Raw genomic sequence first — 22,089 nt, forward strand, 5'->3', positions numbered from 1 at the left:
ACACTGCACCCATAGATAGCTGTCGATGAAAGGAGTGGGGTCGGATGACCACCGACCACAACGAACTGCGCGATCAGGTCCGGGCCAGCTACGGTGCGGCCGCCACCGCGATCGGCGGCGGCGCCACCAACAGCGAGGTGCTGACCGCGGCGAGCTGCTGCGGGTCCAGCGATTCGGCCGAAATCGGCACCATCTTCGGCGCCGGCCTCTACGACGCCGACGAGCACTCCGCTATTCCCGCCGACGCACTCGCAGCCAGCCTGGGCTGCGGCAACCCGACCGCGGTCGCCGACCTACACCCCGGTGAACGCGTGCTCGACCTCGGGTCTGGCGGCGGCATCGACGTGTTGTTGTCGGCCCGCCGGGTGGGTCCGAACGGGTTTGCCTACGGAGTCGACATGACCGATGAAATGCTGGCCCTCGCAGAGGAGAACAAAGCCAAGGCCGGCGCCGCCAACGTCGAGTTCCGCAAGGGCACCATCGAGGACATCCCGCTGCCCGACGCCGCCGTCGACGTGGTGATCTCCAACTGCGTGATCAACCTGTCCGCCGACAAACCCGCCGTGCTCGCCGAGATGTTCCGCGTCCTGGTCCCAGGAGGGCGGATCGGGATCTCCGACGTCGTCGCCGAAGACCACCTCAGCGCGGCCGAGCGCGCCGAACGCGGCTCCTACGTCGGCTGCATCGCCGGGGCACTGTCCCGCCAGGAGTATCTGGACGGACTGGCCGCGGCCGGATTCGTCGATGCCTCAGTGACGTTCACCCACCAGGTGGCCGAAGGAATGCACGGCGCGATCATCCGCGCCACCAAACCCGCCGCATCGTCTGACTGAGGCAGCCGCAGACAACGCGACCGCGCCCTCACACCCCAACCCACTTCACGTTGATAGTTGCCAGCGAAGCGGCTGACCGTTCGCGCATCGGGAGAGAAACCTATGAGTGACACCGCCGTATCGACTGCTGCACCCGCAGTGGCCGCCAAGCTCTCCACACTGGACCGGTTCTTGCCGCTGTGGATCGGGGTAGCGATGGCCGCCGGCCTGTTGTTGGGGCGGCTGGTGCCAGGCCTGGGAGCGGAACTCAGCGCTATCGAGGTTGACGGGGTTTCGTTGCCCATCGCCCTTGGGTTGTTGGTGATGATGTATCCGGTGCTGGCCAAGCTCCGCTACGACCAGCTCGGCGAGGTCACCTCCGACCGCAAACTGCTGGTGTCCTCGCTGGTGTTGAACTGGCTGATCGGTCCGGCGGTGATGTTCACCCTGGCCTGGCTGCTGCTGCCCGATCTGCCCGAATACCGAACCGGGTTGATCATCGTCGGGCTGGCCCGCTGCATCGCCATGGTCATCATCTGGAACGACCTGGCCTGCGGGGACCGCGAAGCCGCCGCGGTGCTGGTCGCGTTGAACTCGATCTTCCAAGTCCTCATGTTCGCCGCGCTGGGCTGGTTCTACCTCTCGGTGCTGCCCGGCTGGCTTCACCTGCCCCAGACCGGGATCGAGGTCTCGCCGTGGCAGATCGCCAAATCCGTGCTGATCTTCCTGGGCATCCCGCTGCTGGCCGGGTACCTGTCACGCCGCCTCGGTGAACGGGCCAAGGGCCGGCCCTGGTACGAGTCACAGTTTTTACCCCGTATCGGCCCGTGGGCACTGTATGGGCTGTTGTTCACCATCGTCATCCTGTTCGCCCTGCAGGGCCACCAAATCACCTCCCGGCCTTTCGATGTCGCCCGCATCGCGGTGCCACTGCTGGCCTACTTCGCCATCATGTGGGCCAGCGGCTACCTGCTCGGCGCCGTCCTGAAGGTCGGCTACCCGCGCACCACCACGTTGGCGTTCACCGCCGCCGGCAACAACTTCGAACTCGCGATCGCCGTGGCGATCGCCACCTACGGCGCTACCTCCGGGCAAGCCTTGGCCGGGGTCGTCGGCCCACTCATCGAAGTACCCGTGCTGGTCGGATTGGTCTACGTGTCCTTGGCGCTGCGCACCCGCTTGTTTCGACCACAACCCGAGCCAAGCGGTGCCCGCTGATGGTTGATAAACCCAGCGTCCTGTTCGTCTGCGTGCATAACGCCGGACGCTCCCAAATGGCGGCCGCACTGCTCACCCACCTGGCCGACGACCGCATCGAAGTCCGCTCCGCGGGCACCGAACCCACCGACCAGATCAACCCGGCCGCCGTGGCCGCAATGGCCGAACGGGGCATCGACATCACCGCCAACACGCCCACGGTGCTCACCGCCGACACCGTGCAGACCAGCGACGTCGTGATCACCATGGGCTGCGGCGACACCTGCCCCTACTACCCGGGCATCACCTACCGCGACTGGAAACTGCCAGACCCCGCCGGCCAACCCCTCGAGGTCGTCCGCTCCATCCGCGACGACATCGCCAACCGCGTCCACGCCCTGATCGCCGAACTTCTGCCCGCCGCCGGAAACGACTGATCGACCAGGTGACGACGCGACAAACCTGGCCAGCCAACCCATTACTGGGCCCGTGGCCAGGGCCTTGAGCCACGGTTGCTGCGTCGTGGTGATGACGAGTTTCATTAGACGAGGTGGCTGACAAATGCGGGATGCACCAGCAGCGCAACGCCAACAACTACGAGCGTCGCCGCTGTCCAGCGCCTGACCCGGTCGCCGAAGGGGGCCGTTCTCTCCAGCCAGATCACCACCGAAAGCGACAGCATCCACGCCAATTGCATGGTGCCGAGGGCGATCAGGAGTACGAACAGCATCCAGCAACTGCCTAGGCAAAACATGCCGTAGCGGCCGCCGGCAACAAGCGCCCGTGCCAGACCGTAGTCGGGGCGCTGGCCGGGCGGCAGAGACAACGGCATCGGCCAGCGGCAGTGCCGCAGGCAGGTCGCCTTCAGCGGTGTGAGCTGATACAGCCCGGCGGCGACGGCCACCGCGCCGGCCAGGCGGCCGGCCCACCCAGATCCGTGCGCCACCGGTCCAGTGAAGTGGCTCCACGCGACAAAGGCAGGGATGCCGGTGGCGCTCCACAGCGCCAAATATCCGGCGACGAAGATGAGCGCCGGAGCCGCGGCGGCGCGGGCGTAGGAGCGAACCACGGGCACGACCGCGGGAAGCATCATCGCCGCCATCATGGCCACCCACGCGATGAGGAACGCGGAGAACGACATCGGTGACTGGCCCCCCATGGACATTCCTGAGTCGCCGTCCATGGTCATTGTGTCGCCGCCCATGCCGCGGGCGCTGACCACCGACCACCACCAGCCCACCCCTGCCACACTCAGCAGGACTGCCGGCAACCACACATCGGTCCATGACCGCCCGGGCACGTCGCTGCCGTCTTGGTCAGGCCTTCTATCCGCCACCGGCGCCCGCTGTCTCGTCGCGGGGACGGCTGAGGTCGACGGGGACCTCGGCATCCAGGTCGCTTTCCAAAATCCAGCACACCGTGGACTGGTCGTGTTCGGTGGGCGCGGCGTGCGCCGCGTAGTCGAGAAGGGTCTGCAAGTGGCCTTCGAGGGCGACAAGTTCGGCGATCTGCGCGCGGACTTGGTCGAGACGGGTACTAAGGACTTGTCGCACGTGCCCGCACGGCACCTCGCCCCGGTCGTGGATCGCCAGGATCTGGCGCACCTTCTGCAAGGTCAGCCCCGCCGCTTGGCCTCGATGGATGAACCGCAGCCGGTCCACGAACTCGGGCCCATAGTCGCGATACCCCGACGCCGTGCGCGCCGGAGGCGGCAGCAACCCCGAGTCTTCGTAGAAGCGAATGGTTTTCGCGCTGGTGTTACTGAGTTTCGCAAGCTCGCCGATCTGCATGTCACCCATCCTTGACCTTCCAGTGCACTGGAAGGTCAAGGATGGGTTCGTCACCGCTTGACGGGGCAACGATGAGGAAGGGAGTGTTCGCGATGGTGCGGCAGGGAGTATTGGGAAAGGCGGCGCCGCCGGTGAGCCACGCGGTGGCGTTTGCGGCCTATGCGGCGCTGCACACGGCATTGGCGAAGGCTCCGTGGCGCAAGGCAACGGTCAAGGCTACCGCCTGGGGTCTGCGCGTTGCGCGAACGACCGAGCGCAAGACCAGGGAGACCGCCGAGCGGGCTCGCTTGACGGTGGCCGACGTGCTGGCCGAGGCGGTCGAAAGCCTCGGGGAGGAAGTCCCACCGCCAGCGGCGGCCGACGCGACCCGGATGACAACCAGTGAGCCTGATGATGCTGACCGCTGAAGCTACTCCGGATGCCGGTGCCACGCCGGTCGTGGTATCCGCCGCGGCGGGCCGCATGCATGTGCGCGCCACCGGGGTTGAGTTCGATGAGGCCCGTGCCGCTGCGATCGAGGACACGGTCGCCACGGTGAGCGGTGTGCGCGCCGTGCAGGCCTATCCGCGCACGGGATCGGTGGTGGTCTGGTATTCGCCCAGCCGGTGCGACACCGCGGCCATCGTGTCGGCGATCGCCGATGCCGAGCACATTCCCGCGGCGTCAGTGCCCGCGCGTGTCCCGCACTCGGCCGATGTCGGCAGCGGCGGCATTGTGGGCAAGGTCGTCGGGGGGATCGCGCGAACGCTGCTGGGGCCGCGCGGTGACGAGCTCGACCGGCCGCCGGAGATCGAGCGGCTGCGGCAGGCGCTCGATCGTATCGGCTATCACCTCGAGCCGGCCGCCGCGACCCCGCCGTCGCCGCGCGAGGAGGCCAGACGCGGGATTCGGGCCTGGTGGCGGCGGGTGTGGCTGGCCTGGCCGTTGGGGCTGGTGTCGATGTCGGCACCGATGCTGTTCGGCGCTTACCCGTGGGCGGGCTGGCTGGCGTTCGCCGCGACGGTGCCGGTGCAATTCATTGCGGGGTGGCCGTTCCTTAAGGGGGCGGTGCAGCGGGCGCGGGCGTGGACCGCGAACATGGACACGCTGATCGCGCTGGGCACACTGACCGCGTTTGGCTACTCCACCTACGAGCTGCTCGCCGGTGGCCCGCTGTTCTTCGACACCGCGGCGCTGATCATCGCGTTCGTCGTGCTGGGCCGCTATTTCGAGGCCAGGGCCCACGGCAAGACGCGGGAGGCGATCAGCAAGCTGCTGGAGATGGGCGCTAAGGAAGCCCGGCTGCTCGTCGACGGACAAGAAATTCTCGTCCCTGTGGATCAGGTGCAAGTCGGAGACCTGCTGCGGGTGCGGCCCGGCGAGAAGATCCCGGTCGACGGCGAGGTCACCGACGGGCGCGCCGCCGTCGATGAGTCGATGCTGACCGGCGAGTCCGTCCCGGTCGAGAAATCGGTGGGTGACCGTGTTGCCGGGGCGACGGTCAACACCGACGGGCTGCTGACCGTACGGGCCACCGCCGTCGGCGCCGACACCGCGCTGGCGCAGATCGTCCGCCTCGTTGAGCAGGCCCAGGGCGGTAAGGCCCCGGTCCAGCGGCTGGCCGACCGGGTCTCGGCGGTGTTCGTGCCGGCCGTCATCGGTGTTGCCGTCGCGACGTTTGCCGGGTGGACGCTGATCGCCGCCAACCCGGTCGCCGGCATGACCGCCGCGGTGGCGGTGCTGATCATCGCCTGCCCCTGCGCGCTGGGCCTGGCCACCCCCACCGCGATCATGGTCGGCACCGGCCGCGGCGCGGACCTGGGGATCCTGGTCAAGGGCGGCGAGGTGCTGGAAGCCTCCAAGAAGATCGACACCGTGGTGTTCGACAAGACCGGCACCCTCACCCGCGCCCAGATGCGGCTCACCGATGTTGTCGCCGGCCAGCGACACCAGCGTGATCAGGTGCTGCGGATCGCCGCAGCGGTCGAATCCGGCTCCGAACACCCCATCGGCGCGGCGATCGCCGCCGGCGCGCGCGAACGGGGACTGGAGGTTCCGGCCGCCACCGCGTTCGCCAGCCTCGCCGGGCTCGGGGTGCGCGCCGAAATCGACGGCCGACCCGTGCTGATCGGGCGGCGCACGCTCGTCGACGAGCACGATCTGCTGCTGCCTGAGCACCTTGCCGCGGCAGCTGCGGAGCTCGAAGAGCAGGGCCGCACCGCGGTATTCGTCGGCCAAGACGGGGAAGTTGTGGGTGTGCTCGCCGTCGCCGACACGATCAAGGACGACGCCGCCGACGCGATCCGTCGACTGCACGCCATGGGGCTGCAGGTCGCCATGATCACCGGCGACAACGCCCGCACCGCGGCCGCGATCGCCCAACAGGTCGGCATCGACCAGGTTCTGGCCGAGGTATTACCGCAGGACAAGGTGACCGAGGTCCGGCGACTCCAGGACGAGGGCCGGGTAGTCGCCATGATCGGCGACGGCGTCAACGACGCCCCCGCCCTGGTACAGGCCGACCTGGGCATTGCGATCGGCACCGGCACCGACGTGGCCATCGAAGCCTCCGACATCACCCTGATGGCCGACCGGCTCGACGGTGCGGTGCTCGCGCTCCAGCTCTCGCGGCGCACGCTGCGCACGATCCACCAGAACCTTGGCTGGGCCTTCGGCTACAACACCGCCGCCATCCCCCTTGCCGCGCTCGGCCTGCTGAACCCGATCATCGCGGGTGCCGCGATGGGGTTCTCCTCGGTCAGCGTGGTGACCAACTCGCTGCGGCTACGCCGCTTCGGTCGACAGTTACCCCGGCAACGGCCGCTCAGGTAGTTGACATCACAGCTTGAGGGCGTTACGGAGGATGCGGAAATGCCACCACGGCGGCGCTCGTTTACCCCCGAGTATCGGGCTAAGGCCGCGCACATGGTGATCGATGGGCACCGACGGGTTGCCGAGGTCGCCCGTGAGTTAGACCTGCACAAGGATCTGCTGTACACGTGGGTGCGTGACGAGCGGTGGCGGATGGCCAAGGTCCGCAGCACCGACACCCAGTGGACGGACCCCACTGCAGGACAACCGCTTTCGGTGCAGGAGCGCGCAGAATTGGTGCGGCTACGAGCGACCGTCGCCCAACAGGCCAAAGAAATCGCCTTTCTGGAAGAGGCCTCGGCGCACTTCGCTGCCGCAGCATCGAAGGTGAGCCGCTTCCACGAACTCATGCCAGCGGAGTGCGTCTGTCGGGACGTGAACCGGATAGCTGAACTGTTGGACGTGTCGACTTCCAAACCGCCACCAAAACGAGCACGTTTCACCACCGATAGCATGGCAAACTCAGTCCATCGGGATTGTCATTTGACCTGAGGCACCGCAGGTCAAACGGCCACGAGTGCCTCAGATCAAATGACAACGGACACCAGCCAGCGGCTGGCCGATCGCATCGCACGACCGCTGGTGCCAACCATCATGATCGCCGGGGCGCTGATCGCCGGGGTTGGCAGCGTCTTCGGTAGCCCGCTGGTCTGGATCGAACGCGCTCTGGTGGTTTTGGTCGCAGCGTCCCCGTGCGCGCTGGCCATCGCAGTGCCGGTGTCCGTGGTGGCGGCCATCGGCGCCGCCTCCAAACTCGGTGTACTGATCAAGGGCGGCGCCGCGCTGGAGGCGCTGGGCACCATCGGCGCGATCGCCCTAGACAAGACCGGAACGTTGACGGCCAACCGGCCCACCGTCATCGACGTCGCCACCAGCAACGGCGCCACCCGCGAGGAGGTCCTGGCGGTGGCGGCCGCGCTGGAGGCCCGCAGTGAACACCCCCTGGCCGCGGCCATCCTCGCCGCCACCCCAGCGCCGACCGCCGCCGCCAGTGACGTGCAAGCCATCCCCGGGGCCGGGCTGACCGGCCGCCTCGACGGGCATGCCGTCCGTCTGGGTCGGCCCGGCTGGCTCGACCCCGTCGACCTCGCCGATCAGGTGGCGCGCATGCAACAAGCCGGGGCCACCGCGGTTCTCGTCGAACGCGACAATGTGCTGCTCGGCGCCATCGCCGTACGCGACGAACTACGCCCAGAAGCCGCCGAGGTCATCGCCGCGTTACGCGCCGGCGGTTATCAGGTGACGATGCTCACCGGCGACAACCACGCCACCGCGGCCGCCCTGGCCACCCAGGCCGGGATCGAGCACGTCTATGCCGAACTGCGCCCGGAGGACAAGGCCCACCGGGTCGCGCAGCTGCGTGCCCGCCGGCCCACCGCGATGGTCGGCGACGGCGTCAACGACGCACCGGCCCTGGCCGCCGCCGACCTGGGCATCGCGATGGGCGCCATGGGAACCGACGTCGCCATCGAAACCGCCGACGTCGCCCCGATGGGCCAAGACCTGCGCCACCTGCCCCAAGCACTCCACCACGCCCACGGCTCCCGGCAGATCATGCTGCAAAATGTCGGACTATCCCTGGGTATCATCGCCGTGCTGATGCCGCTGGCGCTGTTCGGAACGCTCGGGCTGGCCGCGGTCGTGCTTGTGCACGAGCTCACCGAGGTCGTCGTCATCGCCAACGGCGTGCGCGCCGGACGCATCAAATCACTTACCGGGCCAACCCAAGACACCCGACCGCCTCACGGTGACGGTGGGACGACTATTGCCGCGACAGGCCGGCCAGCGCGACAACCGACATAATCCGCGGTTCCCCACGGTCACCGACCAAGATCTGCCCACCGCAACCGCAGCAGTCATGGTGGTGGACAGCCAGAACGCCGGTATGCGGCGCCGCGAGGTGACATGTATGCCGGCCGGGGCCGCACGCGCGGCCACGACGTCGCGCTACCCCGGATTATGGGCGGGCACTGGCCCGCGCGGTTGGGCGCAGCCCTCGGACGCGGGTGTGGCCATCAGGGGTGGCGTGGTCGATCTGCACGGTGGTGTGCTCGACGTGAAACTCGTTGTGCAGCACCGTTTCCATGCGGGAGCGGACCGCGTGGCAGTCGGCTTCGCCGGTGACGAGCACATGCGCCGACATCGCCGGCTGACCGGAGCTGATCTGCCACACGTGCAGATCATGCACCTCGACCACCTGGGGTATCGCGGCGATCCTGTCGTTGATCTCGGCCGGGTCCAGGTCTGCGGGGGCGGCCTCTAGAAAGATCCGCCCGGCCTCGCGGACCAGGCCCCACCCCGCTTTGGCCATCAACGCCGCCACCACCAGGGCCGCAATAGCGTCGGCGCGGGCGAAGCCGGTGGCCCACACCACCGCCCCGGCGATCGCGGTGCCGATGAACGCGTACAGGTCGTTGAGGATGTGCTGAAAAGCACCCTCGACGTTCAAACTGGTGCGGTTCGCCCGGCTGATCGACCAGGTGGCGGCAATGTTCACGACGATCCCGGCCAGGGCGGTGAACAGCACCAGCGGGCCGGCAACCTCCGGCGGGGTGATCAGCCGGCGCACCCCTTCGTAGACGAACCACACCGTCAGCAGCAGCAGAGTGATCCCGTTGGCCTGCGCGGACAAGATCTCCACCCGCTTGAACCCGTAGGTATAGCGGCCCCGCGCCGGACGCCGCGCCAGCCGGATCGCGATCAGCGCCAACACGATCGACGCCGCGTCGGTGAGCATGTGCCCGGCATCGGAGATCAATGCCAGCGAGTTCGCCACCAGGCCGATGACCACCTCGACGGCCATGAACGCGACGATCAAGCCCAGCGCGATCCCCAGCCACCTGCGGTCCGCGTCCGCCGACGCCCCGTGGCCGTGATCGTGCCCGGTGTCGTCGGTGCGGCCAGCACCGGAGTCGTGGGCAGGTCGCGGCGCCGACGCGGTAGCGTCGGCGCCGCCGTCAGTGGTGCCCGCCATGGCGCCCCCCGTAGTAGCCTCCGCCGCTGAACAAGCCGCCAAGAAAGCCGCCCTGTCGGGGGCGTTCGGCATACATCGGCGGCGCCGGGTAGGGCTGCGGCACATACCCGCCTGGCGGCGGTTGCTGCGGCTGCTGTTGGGCGGCGTAGAACCGGCGCTCGGCCTCGGTGAGCTGCTCAATCTCCCCCAGGTCGAGGAAGATGCCGCCGCAGCCGGTGCACTGATCGATCGTCACCCCGAACCGCTGTACCGGCAGCATCTGCGATGCACACCGCGGGCACAGCAGCGCCGACTCCCTCGCTTCCCGTGATCCGCGCTGGTCTTCCACTTCTCGGCTCCTCTCCGGCCGGTTCCCGATCGACTGCCGGGAGTCTATCTAAAAATGCGTACATATGCATGTGTGCATACGATTCGTCATGCGCCTGGCACCGCGGCTATGTCTCCCGCAGGATCCCAACGCCTGAACGCGGGAAGGGCAACTGAGCGGGGACGCGGTCAGCGGGCATCGGTCCGCGCCGGCTCGGCGGTCGCACAAGCACGGGATGTGCGACGTCTGCGGTCATGCAGCAGGCTTGCCGCCGCGACGGCCGCGCAGACCGCTGCGGGGATGATCAGCGCGTAGCCGCCGAACCAAATACCGGTCAGTACCCCGGCTGCGCCGCCGGCCAGGAACAGCAGCAAGGTCGCGGTAAGGACGGCTGTTTTCCACTTCTCGATTCCGTGCCGGCGGCTGCGGCCCAGCATCAGCCCGAGGTCGGTGATGGTGCCGGTGAAGTGCGTGGTGCGGATCGCCATCCCGCCCAAGCTTGAGGTCACGCCGTTTTGCAGTCCCAGCGCCGCGGCGGCAAGTCCAGCCTGGACCACGGTTCGCTCCACGCCGAACGTGGAAAGTGTCGCCTGGACCACGGTTTCCTCGACCCCGATCGCGGCAAGCAACAACAGCGCGGCTTCAGCTACCAGCACCGCGGCATGGCGCGGGCCGGTGTCGGTGTGGGTGGGCGCCAGAACCGCGCCCGCTGCCGCGGTGCCGCCCAGGAACCCGAACAGGATCGCCGCGAGCACATGGCCTTCATACAACCAGGGGTTCGGGTTGCCCGTGTTCATGCCCAACTCAGTGGTTACCGCGGTGAGGTTGCCCACCGGGAACGCCAACACCAGCAGGGCCACCGCGTTGACAAACCCGGCGACCCCGGCCAGCAGCCCGCTGTACCCGAGCACCAGTACCCGCGGGGCCCACGGCGCGGGCGTCGGCGTATGCGGCATCATCGCTCCCTGTCCGGTGGTCCGCGGCGGGCGCAACGCTAACAACGCAAGCTTACGACCACGTGACCACTTGTCTAATTGTCTGAGTCGCGGCTGCCCGCCGGTGTCGCCGCTGGCGCGTGGTGCCCTCCGACGACCGCTCGAAGCGCCGAAGGACGGATGTGAGGCTTCGACTAGCCACCATAACATGCATACATTACTATGTGTAGATATGTGCTGGGTCGGAGGAGTTTCCTGATGGCTCTCATCGCAGTGGTGCTCTATCTCGTGTTCGGTGTGCTCGGGTTCGGGTGGCGCAGCTGGCGGCAGTGGCGCATGACCGGATCGACGGGCTTTCGCGGTGTCAGCGGCCGGTTCGGATCGCTGGAGTGGATCGCCGGCGTCGGGTTCGTCGCGGCGGTCGTCATCGGTGTCGCCGCGCCGCTGCTTCAACTGGCCGGCATGCTTTTCCCGCTCGAGGTGTTGCTCGCGACGTGGATACAGACGACCGGCGTTGTGGTCGCTGTGGCCGGCATCGGCGCAACCGTCTACGCGCAGCACGACATGGGCGAGTCCTGGCGGATCGGGGTCGACCCCAACGAGGCAACGACGTTGGTGCGCCACGGTGTGTTCGCGGTGGTCCGCAACACGATCTTTTCCGCGATGCTGGTTTTCGCCGCCGGGTCCGTGCTCGTGGCGCCCAATCCGCTTGCGCTCGCCGGTTTCGCGCTGCTGGTCGCCGCGATCGAGCTGCAGGTCCGCGGTGTTGAAGAGCCCTACCTTCGCACCGTGCACGATCAGCAGTACCACGCCTACACCGCCGCGGTCGGGCGTTTCGTTCCCCGAGTCGGGCTGTCCTGACGCCGCGACTGGGTGTGCGCAGGGCCAGCAGATGTTGATGGATCGGGCGGAAACCGCGCTGGTGAACAGCTTGCCGCGGCGCTGGCTGCAAAGCTGTTATGAAGCGCCGCTGCTGGCGCGATGCGGCGGTCGGCTCATCCCGGGATCGCGGGCCCTGGAGATCGGATGCGGTTCCGGATACGGCACGCAGCTGATGCTGGAGCGGTTCGGCGCCACCCGTGTCGACGCGGTGGATCTGGACCCGGCGATGATCCGACGAGCGAGCCGGCGGCTGGCCCGCTACGGCGACCGGGTTCGGCTCGCCCAGGGCAGCGCGACCGACCTGCGTGCGGCGCTGGATGCCGACGACGCGAGCTATCATGCGGTGTTCGACTTCGGGGTCGTCCACCACATCCCGGACTGGCGCAACGCGCTGGCCGAGGTCGCCCGGGTGCTGAGACCGGGTGGGCGGTTCTACTTCGAAGAAGTCACCGCTCATGCCTTGGCCTGCGACGACCGGTTCACCGTCGAACAGTTCCTCGACGAACTCACCCGGTGCGGCCTCGTGGTCCTCGGGTCGATCACCCGCATCCGTGGCGATTATCTGCTCGGGGCCGCCGACAAACCCCTCTCGGGGCAACAGGATCGAGTCTCGCGGCAACAGGATCGAGCGGCAGGTGGTCCTGGCTGCGCCGGCCCGCTTCACGCCGGTTGATCCACCAGCATCTCGGCCGCGACGACGCAACCAGCCCGTGGGTCAGCAGCCGCAGTCCTCACCCCGCCAGGACCGAAAACCTTGCCAGACCGCGGCGGCGGCAACGCCCAGCCCGATCACCGGATCGAGCCACCAGCCGCCGGACCAGTTGGCGGTAACCGCCAGGCCAGTCAGCACCGCGGCGGCCTGCACTGCGCACAGATAGTTCTGCGCGCCCTCCCCGGCGGTGGCCGCCGAGGCCAACCGGGCACCCAGGATGCGTTGGCCACGCCCCAAGACCGGCATCACCAGCACCGCGAACGCGGTCAACACGATGCCGATCACGCTGACCTCGGGGTGGCGTTCACCGAAGAGGTGATGGACCGATTCGGCGGCGATGTAGGGGGCGGTCAGCCAAAACGACACCGCCACACCGATTTGCGCGCGGCGCTCGGCCGTCGCCGACAGGGTCCGCGAACCGGTGAACCGCCAGATCACCACCACGCCGGCCAATGCCTCGGCCACACTGCCCAATGCCCAGCCGGTCAGGGCGACCGACCCAGCCGCCAACCCCTGCCACAAGCCCACGACGGCCTCCACGGCCAGAAACACCAGGCTGATCCACGCCAGCCCCCGCGCCCATCGGGCGTCCCGCAGCCATCCTGCGTCGCGTACAACCGGTGCCGGCGCAGCGTGCCCCGATTCCGCACAGCATGTGTCGTCGACCAACTCGGCGGGACCGCCCGCCGGATCGAAGTCAGCCACCACAACCCCACTATCTGCATTTGATTGCTCTTATGATCAGGCCACGGCGGCGGGACCCACGACCGCCACACCTACCCGCTCGGCAGCAGCGCGCCGCCGCCAAAACCCCACTCATCACCCGGTAGGACCCCGGGTGACCTCGATTGTAGGCGGTCGACACCCCCAGGCCAGGGTGCCTACCGCCAGGAACTGGCGGTAGGCACCCCGTTCATCGGTGCGCGACGCTCACCACACACACGCCGACGTTAGGCGACCGTCAGCGAGGCGGTTCTAGATCCGCCGACGAGACCGAGACCATCGCGCCGCCCCGCCGCTGGCGACCGCCCTCCGTCTCGGTGGACTGGACCCCGCCATCACGCGATCCGTTACCGGCGAGGCGGTAGCGGATCAGCCGGGAGCTGTTAGTGGCCACAGCCACCGAGGACGCGTTGTGCAGGATCGCCGCGAGCACCGGCGACAGCGCGCCGACGGCCCCGATCAGCAGCCCGGCGGCGTTGACCGCGATCGACATGCCGTAGTTCTGCCGGATGACCTGGACGGCACGTGCGCCCAGGTCGGGCACGTCGAGCAGGCGTTGCAGGTTGTCGTTAGCCAATGCGACATCGGCGGTCTCGACGGCCACATCGGTTCCGGCCAACCCCATCGCGATCCCGATATCGGCGCTCGCCAGCGCCGGGGCGTCATTGACCCCGTCGCCGACCATCCCCACGACGTACCCCTCTGCCTGCAGCGCGCGTACCGCCTCGAGTTTGTCGTCGGGGAGTACTTCGGCGCGCCACTCGTCGATGCCGAGTTCGCCCGCAACCGCGGCGGCGGTATCGGAATGGTCGCCGGTGAGCATGACGATCCGGCGTATTCCGTTGGCTCGCAGCTTCGTCAAGACCTCAGCGGCCTCGGGACGGACCTCGTCGCGCAGGCTGATCAACCCCACCAGCGTGCCGTCCACCGCAAGCAGCAGCGGGGTTTCGGCCTGCTTGCGCAGCTTGTCGACCCACTCTGTGGCTTTCTTCGACACCCGGACCTTCTCGGCGCGCAGCAGCGACGGGCTGCCCAGCAGCAGGATCTGCCCATCGGCCCAGGTGCGCATCCCCAGCCCTACCAGCACCTCGCATTGCTCGTGCGGCGGAATACTGATATGGCGTTCCTCGGTCGAGCGGATCACCGCCTCGGCCAGTGGGTGACGCGAGTGGATCTCCGAGCTGGCGGCATAGGCCAAGACCTCCTCGGGCTGCCAGCCCTTATGCAGTGCAACAATATTCGTCACCACCGGGCGTCCCACCGTGAGCGTGCCGGTTTTGTCGAACACCATCGCGTCCACCTGGCCCGCCCGCTCCAGATGCGAGCCGCCCTTGATCAGGATGCCGCGGCGCGCCCCGTTGCCGATCGCCGCACTGATCGCCGTCGGCGTGGACAGCCCCACCGCGCACGGGCAGGCGATCAGCAGCATCGTCATCGCCCGGCGGACATCGCCGGTGAGCACCAAGGTGAGTGCCGACAGCAGGAACGACGCGGGCACGAAGCGCCGCGAGAAGTTCTCCCCGACGGTCTGGATCGGCGCCCGATCGAGCTGGGCCTCCTCGACGCGGGTAACGATGCGGCCGATCACCGTTTCCTTACCCACCGCGCGGGCGCGTACCACCAACCGTCCGCGCACCACCACCGACCCGGCGTGCACCGCTGCCCCCGCGATGATGCTGACCGGCAGGTTTTCCCCGGTGATCGCGGCCTGATCGACAACCGCCTCCCCGTCGATGACCTCGCCATCGACCGGGATCGCCACGTGATCGTGCACGATCACCTCGTCACCGATCTCCACCGTGTCGATCGGCACCTGGACCTCGGTGCCGTCGGCGGTACGGATCCACGCGGTGTCGGCGGTGCCGCGCAGCAGCTCGGAGATCGCCCGCCGGGTGCGCCGCACGGTCAGATCTTGCAGATACTCACCGATATTGAGCAGCCACAGCACGGTGAGCGCGACCACGTTCTCGCGCAGGACAAGGCTGGCGATGATCGCCGCAGTGACCAACGTGTCGGTGCCCGCGCGACCCGAGCGCAGCGACCGCAGCGCGCCGCGCAGGAACGGATAGCCCATGAAGACGGTTGCCCCGGTGGCGACCAACTGCCCGGTTGGGCCCAGCATCGGCGGCCGCCGGAAGCCGTAACGGCGCACACCCAGTAGGAACAGGGCCGCCCCGCCGATGACCATGCGCAGCACATCGGTGTTGCGGACGTCAGCTGATCGCGGCGTGCGCGCGGGGATCATCTCGTCGGCCACATGCTCAGCCGCGGCGATCGCCGCTAGCAGCGACGGCCGATCGGCGCGCCGTGGCGAGTACCACACCACCACCGATCCGGTGTGTGGGTAGGCGTGCACTGCCCGCACCCCGGGCTGGCGGCCCACCGACTCTTCCACCGCCACGGCACGACGCGAATTCGAACAGACCCACGCAACCGTGACCCGCATCCGCCCGGCCGCATCGGAAGCCACCTCGAAAGCAGGATCATCGACAGCCGCATCCGACACGATCGTCAGCGCGGCATGGTTGGCAGCAGTCACCGACGCCATCAGTGGTCGTGGTCGTGGTCGTGCACGTCAGCGGCGGCAGGAGGCTGGACCTCTTCGCCGATACGCTCGCGGGCCTCGGCCATCACATCGGAGGCCTTCAGCCGGGCCGACTCCGCGACGACCTCGGCGCGCCGCGTCCCGCGCAAACCCAACTCCGTCGTTGCGACGGCGGCCCGGCGAACGGGCGCCTTCCCGAGCGCCTTCTTCAACACCTCGTAGGCGCTGACCCCGACCAGCCCGGTGACCACCGTGGCCCCCGCTTTCGCCAACAATCCATACATTGCGATCAGTAACCTTTCGTTCCGCTTCTGCCCCAGTTGGCATACCGCTCAATCCTTCGCCGCTGACGTTAACATCTAAACATTGCAATATCAACATGTATTATGGATCCGCGGGTGTCGGACGCTGCTTGCCGCGACCCGGCCACAGCCGAGCTCCTGCGACCATGGGGGCTGCCCTGAAAGGGGATTCATGCAGCAATTCGTTATCAGTTTCGGGCTGGTCGCGGTCTTTGCGCTGATGGTGGCCGAGTCGGCCGGCATCCCGATTTCCTCCGAGGCCACCATGCTGCTCGGTGGAGCGCTGGCCGGCGGCGCGGTGGCCGGCATACACATGGACCTCCCGCTGGTGATCGCGGCCGGCACCGCCGGCAACCTGGCCGGCAGCTATCTGGGCTGGGCGGCGGGCCGCTACGGCGGCCGGGCCGCCCTGCGCCGCTGGGGCCACCACCGGTGGCTAAACAAGGCCCACCTCGACCGAGCGCAGCGATGGTTTGCCCGCCACGGTGCCGCCTCGGTGTTCTACGGGCGCCTGCTGCCGGTCATCCGCAGCTTCATTTCGCTTCCGGCCGGGCTCGCCGGTATGCGACCGGCCCGCTTCGGCATCTACACCCTGCTGGGATGCCTGCCCTGGACCACGGCACTGGCCGGAGCCGGCTACGCCATCGGCGCGAACTGGCGGACCGTTGCCCACTCTTTGCACTCGCCCGCCGCCCTCATCATCGCCGGGACCCTCGCCGTCCTCATCGCCGCCGCGACAGTCTTCATCATCCGCCGCCGCCGTGCTCGCCGCGCTGGTGAACGCTCGACACTGCTGCTCGTGGAACCGACCAGCTGCACCGGTGAGCGCCGCCCGATGGGCGACCATTAGGTAAGACCGCCAGACAGCGGCGGACCTACCGGTCTGCCAGCTCTGGTCCGCTGATCTGCAGCACCGCCGGCGATGAACTCGCGGCCCGCCGTCGCACGAGCCGTGCCGCGCGAAGGCCTTGGGCATCGTCACATTGCCGAGGGCAGCTCACGCCTTCGCCCCAGGCCGCGCTGTTCGGCTGCGACTTCCCTCAGCGCCCGAACTATGCTCTGGGCTCAAAGGCGCACCTTACCGGCCTATTCGCCGGAACCGGCTAGCAAAACAGCCTCGTGACCACGACCACGACGAAGGCGGGAACCCCGACCACCCGTGTGGCCCTGGGATGATTCATGGCGCTTCAGGCTCGTCGAGGCAATGATCGGCCTCGACCGTTGCCCCCTGATGTGGGGCCACACCCATCCGCGCTTGGTGGTCCTGGCAATTGTGCTGGTGCTCGCGCCCTGCTGACTGGTGTCCCGTGGGCAGCAGTACACCACACGCACGCGACCGAGCACCGCGCCCGGGCCGATGATCGCCTACGCCGCCTACCCCGTACCAGGGGCCTGCGGATTCACCGTTGCCGGTCGGGCGCGCCTTGGTCGAGTCACGCTCGCTGTCTTCGAATCAGTGGCAGAACGTCGCCGCCCAGGGTGTGGGAAGCCGCACGGTTTGGTATCCAGAGTTCTAGTCGCTCGGGGTCGATGCCGAAGGTATGCGACGCTGCCATGTACGGCGCATCCCCGTAGGTCGACGATAGCATGTGCCACAGCAGAATTGGTTCTTCAACCCCGACCTCGACCGGCTCATGTTTGCGCCATCCCCTTGATGACACCTGAATCATCAGCGACCTATGCCGATCGGGAGAGATAAGACGCAGATCCCGGCCTCGCTGGATCAATGCCTGTATCGCGATCCCCCAGCGGGCCTTGATGCGCGCGTATCCGTTAAGGCTCAGTGACTCTGAGATATCGGCTGCGGCTACTTCGCTCGGGTATAAGAACGCGCCGGCAAAGCGGTGCGCTTCTTTCTCGCGTAACCGCTCGTCACCCACGTCCCGGTGGTGATGCAGCTTCAAATGGCCCAGCTCATGCGCGACTGTGAACCGCTGCCGGTCGCCGGCACTCGTCGGCGTGTACATCACCAGTGCTGATTTCGGTGTTGCTCTGGACATCCCGGAATGGCCATCAAACGCTGGATGTTCCGCCCCGAGTCGAACCAGCGGGGCAACGGCCGCCCCTGCACGCTCAACGGCACGCATGACATGCGTAATGGGTTGGTTCCGCGGAATCCCGAGTTCATCCCGGGTAGCCGTTGCGATACCTTCGATATCCGCGGCGGTGATATCAGCGGTGACCGGTTCAAGAGCTAACGGCGTTCTTTCCGATGCCTCCATAAGTCGACTGGCAATGCGTTGTAGCTCCTCGAAGCAGCGCAGCGCAGCCCTGGTAGCTTTGGCGCCCGCACCGGCGGTCTTACGAAAATGCACTGCTGCCGGGTCCACGGGCGATGACACCGAATCGAAGAACGACAGCGGCATTCGCACGGCCGCGCAGACTGTAGCAACCAATGCTGGCGACAGCTCTCGATCGCCCCTTTCGACCGCGGAGATCGTCGATTGAGGTACACCGGCCTTCTGAGCCAGTTCGGTTTGTGTCAGCTGGAGCAGTTCGCGAAGGTCGTTTAGCCGGGCACCGGGGCTAGGCGCTCCCGCCACTGCCGTCCTCCTCGTCGTAGCTGACCGTGGTCTCGTCAAGGTCTTCGTCTAGGACCTCGAAACGCATTGCCTCGAAGTCAGTTTGCGTTCGCGGGAGGTCGGCCGACAAATCGATCGGCACACCGCGGTGCGAGCTACCTGGCCCTATGGGGCGCACGACTCGCAGTGAGACCTCGGCGTCGCATTCATCCCATAATGTCAGCAGGTTGTGGGAGAGGTTTTTGGACGCCCCCCACAACGCCAGCTGCGCGCACGGCCGGTTGCGATAGTAGGCACGGCGGCGGGTGTTGGATCCGGCGCACGGCACACCGCCGGGAGTGGGTGCCTCACGTAGGAGCCGTATCGCTAAGTCACTGCCTGAGTGAATGAGGTGGATAGCGCCGTTTTGACTATGCCGCTTCCAATCGATGGACCAGCTGTCGACCGCGTGCGCGCTCAAGTAGTCGAAGACCTCGCTGCGGTAGTGCGCGGTCCGTAACCATCGCTTGTCGTCACCGGTGGTGATGCCCAGCACCTCAAGCCGATGCCGTGCATGGCCGAAGGCGTCATGGAGCGGTTCGACCAGCGGCGATATCCGATGTACGAGATGCTGAATGTTTCTCACGGCGCGATAATATCGCGATGATGCGATATTATCGCGCTTAATGAAACAGCGTGTCGCGAGAAGCGCGGCCGGTTTGGCCCGGTGGAGACCGGCGTACCACGCCGACAACGCGCGGCGGCCACCGCCACGACGGACGCCCTGATCAGTAGGCCGCGCAGTACATCTCAACGAGGGCGCTAGGACTGCTCGTCCCCGAGGCGGTGGACGGCTTGGGCGGTGTACGTGGTTTTGACCGCGCCGCCTGGCGTGGTTTCGATCTTCATAATCGCGTCGATGCGTACCCTGTCGCCGACGGCGAGTCCGCGGGTTTCGTGTCCGCCGATCCGGCCGAGTTTGACGGTGACGGTGTCGCCGTCGTCTTGTTGGATCAGCCAGGATGATACGGCGCTGACGGTGAGGTATTCGCCGATGACCTCGACGTACTGCTCATCGAGGTTGGCGTTTTCGACGGTGGTCGCGATGTAGGCGGCCGCGGCGGCGGATACGGTGACCCTGCGGGTGGTGCGTTCGGGTTGTTGCCAGTCGATTTCGATGTCGAATCCGGCGCGGTCCAGCGTCTTGGACAAATCGCGCACCGCGGAGGCGGTACGGGGCCCCATCTCGCCGAGTTCTCGCACGAACACCGAGTTCGCCGGGCTAGGGCCAATGTCATTGCCGGCGGTGAATACGTCGATGGCCGCCCCGATCGCGGTGTCGAGCAGCTGGTCGGTGGTTTCGAGTTCGGCGAACATGCCGACCTTGCCGTCCCCGTGTCCGGTTTCGGTGATCGGCGAGGTTGCCGGCATGATCGTCAGCACGATCGAACCCGGGCCGGGTGAGGCCTTCAGCAGCAGATCGGTGCGGTGGCGCACGTCGGCGTTGGGTTGGCGCCCCAATGATTTGTCCCCTTGCTGGGCGGCGCCGACCGCGGTGGCCAGCCGCTGAAATCCGGTCATGACCCGCGCCACCTCCGACACCCGTGCCGACGCACCGGTCACCCCTTCGCCGGTGATGCGGATGTTGCCCCGCGAAGCGCGGGTGCGGCCCAGGCCGTCGTCGTCGTCGATCAGGGCCTCGATGCTGATCCGGGACAGGTCGTCAGGCGTGGTCCAAGTCGGTGAGTCGTCGCCGGCCATCGCGGCCAGGATCGCGGCCTGCATCCGGTCCAGCTGTTCGTCGCTGTCACTGGTAGTCATCGACGATCACCTCCACATAGCCGCGGCGCGGCAAGGCGTCGTCCCGCGCCGGGATCGAACCGCGTGTGCCGCATCGTATTCGCTGCAGGTAATCATCCACCTGCCCGCGGCGTTCAAGGTACGGGGTCAGATAGCGGTCCTCGGTGTTCGGGTCGGGCTGGCAGTGCCAGGCGAGGAGTTGAGTGTCCACCTGCACTCCGACAATGCGGCGGACCTTACCCCGTTGGGCAAAGGCTGCCAGCGTGTGGACGCTGGTGGGGTTCAGGTGCGCCTTGGCCAGCTCAAGGTCCTCGGCCCAGTACGCACAGGACACCACCTGTGGTTCGGGATCGTCGGAAAGGAATTGCCCGTAAAGCCACGCGGCGTTGACGTGCACGTGTCGGCGCAGCAGGTTCGTCGCAGACTCCCAATCCTGCCACAGCCTCTGTCGATGAGCGCCACGCCCGTCGACGAAGCGCTGACGCACCTCGATCCGGGTTGCACGATATCGGCCGGGGGGCAACAACCCGTGCGTTGGGTCCAACTCCGGAATCACAACACCGCCCCTTCTGCCGACCGCCGTGCGCGAGTGGCTCTACCTGACTGCGTGCGCTGGTCCGCCGTCCCCCTGTCCTACGGTCAACTGTGACCATGGTGCGCCATCGGGTGCGTCCTGGTCGGTCGACGCGGCGAACAGCGCATCGATGACCTCGTCGATGCGTGCCACCGCGTCGCGCGCCGCCTCGGCGAGCCGCTCGGCCGCCGCTGGCTGGCCGGTGTCGGCCAGCGCGGCCTGCAGGTTTTCCCGCGCGGCCAGCAACCGGCCGAAATCCGCCCCGGCGGCGGCCGGGGCCTCGCCGGCGGTGAAGGCGCGGATCAACTCATCGAGCGCCTTGCGCTGCCGGGTGCTCATCCGCTGGGCTTCCCGCGGCGGCTGATACGCAACATCCGAGGGGGCGCTCACTCCCGCCGCCGCGAATGCGGTGTTCTCCGAGACATCGGCCAGATAAGCGATCGCCCGGATCGACGCATCCGAGGGCCGGGTCGCGTAGGTACCCTGCCGTAGCCGGTTGAGGGTCGCGTGCGAGATATCGTGACCGGCGCTCTGCGCCAGCTCCGCCAGCCGGCGTCCCGACGCGCCACCGTGCCGCTTCACTGCAACATCAATCAGGTCGATCAACGACCTCGGAGTCTTCACCATGGCTTGGCACCCACTTCCCGGCTACGCTGACGCGCGCGCGTGCGCGCGCGAGCCCCAGTGTTCTGGAACATGGAACACGAGTCAAGCGCAACACGCCGTTGCGCTACGGGCGCAATCAAATCACAGGAATGTAACCTGCCTCATGTGACGGACGGCATCGGTGGGTTAGGCGGTAGCACGCCGGGTCACGCTGCGGCGGTTCGGAGTGCGGCCATGCTCGGGCCAGATCGTCCGGCCCAGGGCGTCTTCCAGCCGGGCCAGCGAACCGATATCGCACAGCACCGTGCCGGCCAGGATGCGCCCAATCGTGGTATGGGCGACCCCGCTGGTGGTGGCCAGCGCGCGCTGACCCGTCGCGGCCTCGGCCATCGCCGCGCGCAGCGCACGCGCGAGGCCCTGCGCGGCGAACGCCGACGCCGGGGCATCGGCGACCAATTCGGCATCCGGCCACGCCCCCGAGGCCACGTAGGCCACCGGTGGCCGGTCGGCGTTGCTGCGCGGCATGCGCCCACGATAACCGCCGATGCCGTCGCACCGGCACGACTTGTCAGACCCCTC

General features: G+C 67.6%; 21 protein-coding genes and 2 pseudogenes. 9 read left to right on the top strand and 14 right to left on the bottom strand.

Annotated features, from left to right (window positions below):
* The first annotated feature begins 44 nt into the window (after positions 1 to 44).
* Positions 45 to 833 carry an arsenite methyltransferase gene (gene arsM, locus EJK91_RS07135; protein ID WP_046285503.1) on the top strand — a complete coding sequence of 263 codons (789 nt, stop codon included), beginning with the start codon at positions 45 to 47 and terminating at the stop codon, positions 831 to 833.
* A 102-nt stretch (positions 834 to 935) separates the two neighbouring features.
* Positions 936 to 2,446, top strand: a pseudogene (gene arsB, locus EJK91_RS07140) (ACR3 family arsenite efflux transporter).
* Between the two features lie 104 nt (positions 2,447 to 2,550).
* Here arsB and EJK91_RS07150 read toward each other — a convergent pair.
* Entirely contained in the window at positions 2,551 to 3,309 is a 759-nt protein-coding gene (locus EJK91_RS07150; protein WP_234821612.1) for a DUF2182 domain-containing protein, read from the bottom strand.
* Between the two features lie 25 nt (positions 3,310 to 3,334).
* Complete coding sequence (locus EJK91_RS07155) at positions 3,335 to 3,799, bottom strand: heavy metal-responsive transcriptional regulator (RefSeq protein ID WP_046285514.1); 465 nt, start codon at positions 3,797 to 3,799, stop codon at positions 3,335 to 3,337.
* 71 nt (positions 3,800 to 3,870) lie between these two features.
* Between EJK91_RS07155 and EJK91_RS07160 the strand changes: the two genes are divergently transcribed.
* The 4 genes and pseudogenes from EJK91_RS07160 to EJK91_RS07175 form a co-directional block, all read left to right on the top strand.
* Positions 3,871 to 4,206, top strand: a complete 336-nt coding sequence (locus EJK91_RS07160) for a DUF1490 family protein (protein WP_414826532.1) — start codon at positions 3,871 to 3,873, stop codon at positions 4,204 to 4,206.
* Between the two features lie 55 nt (positions 4,207 to 4,261).
* The gene (locus EJK91_RS07165) at positions 4,262 to 6,610 is read left to right on the top strand and encodes a heavy metal translocating P-type ATPase (protein WP_125078595.1); all 2,349 of its coding nucleotides are present in this window, start codon (positions 4,262 to 4,264) and stop codon (positions 6,608 to 6,610) included.
* Positions 6,611 to 6,649: 39 nt separating this feature from the next.
* The gene (locus EJK91_RS07170; protein WP_133055903.1) at positions 6,650 to 7,141 is read left to right on the top strand and encodes a transposase; all 492 of its coding nucleotides are present in this window, start codon (positions 6,650 to 6,652) and stop codon (positions 7,139 to 7,141) included.
* A 51-nt stretch (positions 7,142 to 7,192) separates the two neighbouring features.
* A pseudogene (locus EJK91_RS07175) lies at positions 7,193 to 8,390 on the top strand (heavy metal translocating P-type ATPase); the annotation flags it as partial.
* A gap of 216 nt (positions 8,391 to 8,606) precedes the next feature.
* On the opposite strand, the gene EJK91_RS07180 reads toward EJK91_RS07175, so the two are convergent.
* The 3 genes from EJK91_RS07180 to EJK91_RS07190 form a co-directional block, all read right to left on the bottom strand.
* Positions 8,607 to 9,623: a cation diffusion facilitator family transporter gene (locus tag EJK91_RS07180; RefSeq protein WP_082108489.1), complete on the bottom strand. Its 1,017-nt coding sequence runs from the start codon at positions 9,621 to 9,623 to the stop codon at positions 8,607 to 8,609.
* Positions 9,607 to 9,951: a TFIIB-type zinc ribbon-containing protein gene (locus EJK91_RS07185; RefSeq protein WP_082108488.1), complete on the bottom strand. Its 345-nt coding sequence runs from the start codon at positions 9,949 to 9,951 to the stop codon at positions 9,607 to 9,609. Before EJK91_RS07185 ends, EJK91_RS07180 begins: the two co-directional genes overlap by 17 nt.
* A gap of 167 nt (positions 9,952 to 10,118) precedes the next feature.
* Entirely contained in the window at positions 10,119 to 10,886 is a 768-nt protein-coding gene (locus tag EJK91_RS07190; protein WP_085263410.1) for a DUF1275 family protein, read from the bottom strand.
* 237 nt (positions 10,887 to 11,123) lie between these two features.
* Between EJK91_RS07190 and EJK91_RS07195 the strand changes: the two genes are divergently transcribed.
* Both EJK91_RS07195 and EJK91_RS07200 read left to right on the top strand, forming a co-directional pair.
* A complete protein-coding gene (locus EJK91_RS07195) occupies positions 11,124 to 11,726 on the top strand; it encodes a methyltransferase family protein (RefSeq protein ID WP_046285971.1) in 603 nt (200 codons plus the stop codon).
* Between the two features lie 37 nt (positions 11,727 to 11,763).
* Entirely contained in the window at positions 11,764 to 12,420 is a 657-nt protein-coding gene (locus EJK91_RS07200) for a class I SAM-dependent methyltransferase (protein ID WP_082108384.1), read from the top strand.
* A gap of 42 nt (positions 12,421 to 12,462) precedes the next feature.
* Here EJK91_RS07200 and EJK91_RS07205 read toward each other — a convergent pair whose 3' ends face one another.
* From EJK91_RS07205 to EJK91_RS07215, 3 genes are all read right to left on the bottom strand, one after another.
* A complete protein-coding gene (locus EJK91_RS07205) occupies positions 12,463 to 13,128 on the bottom strand; it encodes a cation transporter (protein WP_046285981.1) in 666 nt (221 codons plus the stop codon).
* 292 nt (positions 13,129 to 13,420) lie between these two features.
* Positions 13,421 to 15,628 carry a manganese-exporting P-type ATPase CtpC gene (gene ctpC / locus EJK91_RS07210; RefSeq protein WP_224865678.1) on the bottom strand — a complete coding sequence of 736 codons (2,208 nt, stop codon included), beginning with the start codon at positions 15,626 to 15,628 and terminating at the stop codon, positions 13,421 to 13,423.
* A gap of 101 nt (positions 15,629 to 15,729) precedes the next feature.
* Positions 15,730 to 16,011 (bottom strand): DUF1490 family protein, encoded by a 282-nt coding sequence (locus tag EJK91_RS07215; RefSeq protein ID WP_046285972.1) that lies wholly within the window; start codon positions 16,009 to 16,011, stop codon positions 15,730 to 15,732.
* Between the two features lie 190 nt (positions 16,012 to 16,201).
* On the opposite strand from EJK91_RS07215, the gene EJK91_RS07220 reads away from it, so the two are divergent.
* A complete protein-coding gene (locus EJK91_RS07220; RefSeq protein ID WP_082108382.1) occupies positions 16,202 to 16,879 on the top strand; it encodes a DedA family protein in 678 nt (225 codons plus the stop codon).
* A 583-nt stretch (positions 16,880 to 17,462) separates the two neighbouring features.
* Here the strand turns inward: EJK91_RS07220 and EJK91_RS07225 are convergent.
* From EJK91_RS07225 to EJK91_RS22325, 6 genes are all read right to left on the bottom strand, one after another.
* Positions 17,463 to 18,572 carry a helix-turn-helix domain-containing protein gene (locus EJK91_RS07225; RefSeq protein ID WP_046285973.1) on the bottom strand — a complete coding sequence of 370 codons (1,110 nt, stop codon included), beginning with the start codon at positions 18,570 to 18,572 and terminating at the stop codon, positions 17,463 to 17,465.
* Entirely contained in the window at positions 18,556 to 19,176 is a 621-nt protein-coding gene (locus EJK91_RS07230; protein ID WP_224864599.1) for a hypothetical protein, read from the bottom strand. The genes EJK91_RS07225 and EJK91_RS07230 overlap by 17 nt, the downstream gene beginning before the upstream one ends.
* Positions 19,177 to 19,352: 176 nt before the next feature.
* A complete protein-coding gene (locus EJK91_RS22145) occupies positions 19,353 to 20,351 on the bottom strand; it encodes a hypothetical protein (protein ID WP_046285974.1) in 999 nt (332 codons plus the stop codon).
* On the bottom strand, positions 20,338 to 20,886 hold the full coding sequence (locus EJK91_RS07240; RefSeq protein WP_046285975.1) for a DUF6932 family protein: 549 nt from the start codon (positions 20,884 to 20,886) through the stop codon (positions 20,338 to 20,340). Before EJK91_RS07240 ends, EJK91_RS22145 begins: the two co-directional genes overlap by 14 nt.
* A 39-nt stretch (positions 20,887 to 20,925) precedes the next feature.
* Positions 20,926 to 21,531: a hypothetical protein gene (locus EJK91_RS07245; protein ID WP_046285976.1), complete on the bottom strand. Its 606-nt coding sequence runs from the start codon at positions 21,529 to 21,531 to the stop codon at positions 20,926 to 20,928.
* A 165-nt stretch (positions 21,532 to 21,696) separates the two neighbouring features.
* On the bottom strand, positions 21,697 to 22,035 hold the full coding sequence (locus tag EJK91_RS22325; protein ID WP_224864597.1) for a helix-turn-helix domain-containing protein: 339 nt from the start codon (positions 22,033 to 22,035) through the stop codon (positions 21,697 to 21,699).
* Positions 22,036 to 22,089 lie beyond the last annotated feature (54 nt).

This window comes from Mycobacterium sp. P7213 (genome assembly GCF_900604305.1).
Lineage (GTDB): Bacteria > Actinomycetota > Actinomycetes > Mycobacteriales > Mycobacteriaceae > Mycobacterium.